Origin of the sequence: Caldisericum sp. (assembly GCA_022759145.1) — a bacterium.
In the GTDB taxonomy this organism is placed as follows: Bacteria; Caldisericota; Caldisericia; order Caldisericales; family Caldisericaceae; genus Caldisericum.
The window spans coordinates 1-4,021 of record JAEMPV010000120.1 but is presented as its reverse complement, the minus strand read 5'-3'; the positions used below and the strand labels follow the sequence as shown (position 1 = coordinate 4,021).

Below are 4,021 nucleotides of genomic sequence, written 5' to 3'. Positions count from 1 at the left end.
CAGGACAATACACATTTAAATTGTGGACCTCAAAACAGCCAACGCCTGCAACATATACTGTTACACTTGGCACATCCATCACGAACCTTGTTTGGGATGTTAATCCAAAAGCAAGTGGTGCTTATGGAGAACATAACATTTCATTTAAGACTTCTTCTAATGGTGCACTCACCACAACAGATACAATAACAATCCAATTCCCAAGTGGTTTTGTGTTGCCATCTCAAGTGCCATCAGGAAGTGTCCTTGTAAATAATACTGTTGCAAAGGCAAGCGTATCATCTAATTCGCTTGTTATAACCTGTCCCGTAGCGATTGATAATGCATCACAAGTATCAATAAAAATTACAACTGATGCAAAAATTCAAAACCCGCCACCGTCACAAACTGGCTATAAGATAAAGGTATTTACAAGTCAAGATCAGTTAGCGGTTGATTCAAACTCGGTTGTTATAACTCCTTCAACACTCCAGAATGTAAGCGTCACTGTTTCACCGCAGGTTGTAGGGAAGAACGCAACAATTACGATATCATTCCTTACAGGTTTGGGCGGTGCGCTTTCACCAAACGACAGTATTTACATATCATTCCCCAGCCAGTTTTTGCTTCCTTCTACAATAGCAAATAACCTTGTAACAATTACTTACAACAATAACAACTATAATCCTGCAAGCGTAACTGTAACAAAGGGGACAGGAACGGTTTCTTTAACCCTTCCTTCAAATCTTAGCATTCAAGCAGGAAGTTCGGTTAAGATAGTAATTGATGGAAATGCCTCAATTCAAACACCACAAACCGCAGGTACATTTACACTAAAACTTTCAACTTCAAAAGAGACTACGCCTGTTGATAGCAACCAATTTACAATTTTTGCATATCCAAAGTCTCTTATAACTATTACTCCAAATATCCCTGATGGGCAAAATGGCTACTACATAACACAGCCAAAGGTTACCTTTGCTATTCAGGATATCCTGGGCGTTACACCTACTTTGTACTACAAGATAAACGATGGAAATTACCAAATATACGACCTTGTAAACAAACCTTCAATTTCAATCCCTGAAGGGAAGACGACACTAACTTATTATGCAACGGATAACTTTGGAAATAAAGAGCCAGAAAATACCAAGACATTCCTTGTAGATTTGACAGACCCTGTTATATCAATAACTGATCCAAAAGAAAATTCTGTTGTTGTGCAGCCAACTTTCACAATTAAGGGAAGCGTTAAGTCAATAGATATTGCAAATACATCACTTTTTGTTGCAGGAAAGTCTGTTACTTTAAACTCTGATGGGACATTTGAGGCGCTTATCACCCTGCCAAACGAAGGTGTAAATACAATTACTCTTCAGGCAAAGAGCCCTTCAGGAAGAACCTCTACAAAGCAGTTTGCAGTTAACTATATTGCACGTGTTACCGTTTTCTTGCAGGTTGGAAATGATAATGCCTATATAAATGGAGAGCAGGTTAAGATTGATGCACCACCGTTTATCTCGGGTGGGAATGTGATGGTGCCATTGAGATTTATACTTACATCGTTTAAGGCAAATCTTGATTGGGATAATATCTTCCAGATTATAACACTTACTCTTGGCAGTAACAGGATGAGGCTTCAAATTGGAAATCTCAGGGCAGATGTAAACGGGCAATTGAAGATGCTCCCAACAGCGCCTGTCCTTATAAAAGGTGTTACTTTTGTGCCTTTAAGATTCATCTCAGAAAATTTTGGCGCAGATGTAAAATGGGATGGAACTCTTAAAGCAGTAAGTATTGTATATCCAAAACCATAGAGATTAAAGAAGGGGTGCATTTAAAAGTCCCCCTTATTCCCAATTTTGAAATTTTTTGTTTTTGTGTATTATAGAGTTTAGGGAATTGGTGTGAGGGTGTAGTTTGTAATTTTTGTTGAAAGAAGGTGAGAATGTGGACCTGTGGAAGCATAGGCATGAAGTACATAAGAAGAAAGTAAAGAAACAGGGTGGTTTTACCCTGATAATTGTGCCTCACTATCAGGGTAAAACCGTCCGTATAGTTTTAACGCCATTGAGAATTTATACAATTTTATTCTCGTTTGCATTGATTGTTGCATTTGCAATTTCATTTGGGGTTTCCTACAGGGAACTTGTTGCAAACGCAAAGTCACCTGGAGTTTATGCAAGTGCTATGAGTACTGAACAGGTACAGCAACTTCAAAGCCTCCAGGATGAACTTGCAAAGACCAAAGCAGATGTAGAAGCCCTACAACAATATGTCCTTTCTTTGGGCAAACTTGAGAAGGATGTGCGGTCTGCCCTGAAACTTGGAGGTGAAACTGTAAGTCTTGAGTCAATCCTTGCACGCAGTTCATCGAAACCACAAATCCAATCTTATACTGACCTTCCAAAAACATATGCACAGGTAAAAACAGAACTTGCTGACACTTCAAAGCAAGCAGTTCAAACTGAACAAACACTAACAATGCTTCAACAAACTGTTTATGAGTTCAATTTGATAAAGGCACAAACTCCAGATTATTGGCCACTTCAGGGAACAATAACCTCTGGATTTGGCTGGCGTATTAGCCCGTTTGGCGGTGGCTGGGAATTTCATAAGGGAATTGATATTGCATCATACTATGGTGCTCCAATAAGAGCTGCAGGTGACGGAGAGGTAGAATTTGCAGGTTGGGATTCGGGAGGATATGGAAGGATGATTATTATTTACCATAGAGATGGTATTGAATCAGTTTATGGACACCTTTCCTCAATAGATGTTAAAGTTGGAGATAAAGTTAAGAAGGGTCAGGTTATAGGGTACGAAGGATGTTCTGGTTTATGCACAGGACCACACCTGCATTTTGAAATAAGGGAGTGGGGAACAGCTGTAAATCCACTTAAATATCTTGAGTAAGGAGGTTTTATAATGGCATTTGGAAGAAGAGAAGAACAAAAAGAGGCAGTTTCGACAACGCAAACTGTTATTGCAAAAGACCTTTACATAAAAGGTGATGTTAAATGCGAAGGAGTAATGAGGATTGAAGGTGCAATCGAAGGTAACATATCCGGGAATGGCGAAATAACGATTGCAGAAGGCGGAAAGGTAAAAGGAGATATTCAAGGAAGGAAAGTTATAGTTATAGGGCGTGCAGAAGGTAACGTCACTGCAAAAGAAAGTGTTGAGGTTCTGGAGCAGGGAACAGTTATTGGTGATATAACTGCTGAGAAGATTTCAATCGAGGAAGGCGCAACAATCGAAGGAAAATGTATAACGAAGAAGCCGCAACCGGTAATAACTGAACCACCTAAAGTCGAAGATAAAGAGAAAAAATAAATTTATTGCCCCCTGAAATTAGGGGGCTTTTGTTTTTTAAAGGACACCTTATGTTTAAAGACAGGCTTGATGCTGGAGAAAAATTAGCAAAATTAATATTGGATGAGGGTATCGATTTCGATTACCTTTTTGCTTGTCCAAGGGGAGGAGTTGAGGTTGCATACCCTATCGCAAAGTATTTTAAAAAAGAAATAATTCCACTTTTTGCTCATAAAATCCCCTCCTCTATTAACGAAGAGTTTGCGATTGGTGCAGTATCAATTGATGGGGAGTTTGTGCTGAACGAGTACGCAAAGGACGAAAGCGAAGAATATTTAAAAGAAATAATATCTAAAATATCCGAACTTCTTAAAGAACGTGCAAAGCATTATGGTGTCGATTTTGATTTTAACAATATAAAAGAAAAAGTTATACTTGTTGTTGATGACGGTATTGCAACAGGTGAAACGCTTTACGCAGGCGTAAAAAGCCTTAAAAAATATAACCCAAATGAGATTTATGTTGTAGTGCCTGTCTCATCCTATGAAGGTTATATAAAGTTAAGCGAAGTTGCTAAAGTTATTGCTCTTTATATAGATAAATACTTCTTTGCAGTTTCTCAATATTACGACGAATTTCAACAATTAGAGGATTCTCAAGTTAAAAAATATCTTCAACTTTCAAAAGAATTTTCAAAAATTTAACGATTTTTGTGGAACTTTTTTAG

4 protein-coding genes are annotated in these 4,021 nt (G+C 38.2%); all 4 read left to right on the top strand.

Annotated elements, in window-relative coordinates:
* Window positions 1-1,796: copper amine oxidase N-terminal domain-containing protein (locus JHC30_06980; GenBank protein ID MCI4463890.1), on the top strand; the 1,796-nt coding region annotated here is incomplete at its 5' end.
* A 133-nt stretch (window positions 1,797-1,929) separates the two neighbouring features.
* Entirely contained in the window at window positions 1,930-2,895 is a 966-nt protein-coding gene (locus tag JHC30_06975) for a M23 family metallopeptidase (GenBank protein ID MCI4463889.1), read from the top strand.
* 12 nt (window positions 2,896-2,907) lie between these two features.
* The gene (locus JHC30_06970) at window positions 2,908-3,315 is read left to right on the top strand and encodes a polymer-forming cytoskeletal protein (protein MCI4463888.1); all 408 of its coding nucleotides are present in this window, start codon (window positions 2,908-2,910) and stop codon (window positions 3,313-3,315) included.
* 50 nt (window positions 3,316-3,365) lie between these two features.
* Complete coding sequence (locus JHC30_06965) at window positions 3,366-3,998, top strand: hypothetical protein (protein ID MCI4463887.1); 633 nt, start codon at window positions 3,366-3,368, stop codon at window positions 3,996-3,998.
* The last annotated feature ends 23 nt before the right edge of the window (window positions 3,999-4,021 follow it).

What these genes read in the sequence shown, in the direction of transcription:
- JHC30_06970 (MCI4463888.1), top strand. Translation starts at nt 2,908, where the DNA reads ATGGCATTTGGAAGAAGAGAAGAACAAAAAGAGGCAGTTTCGACAACG.
- JHC30_06965 (MCI4463887.1), top strand. Translation starts at nt 3,366, where the DNA reads ATGTTTAAAGACAGGCTTGATGCTGGAGAAAAATTAGCAAAATTAATA.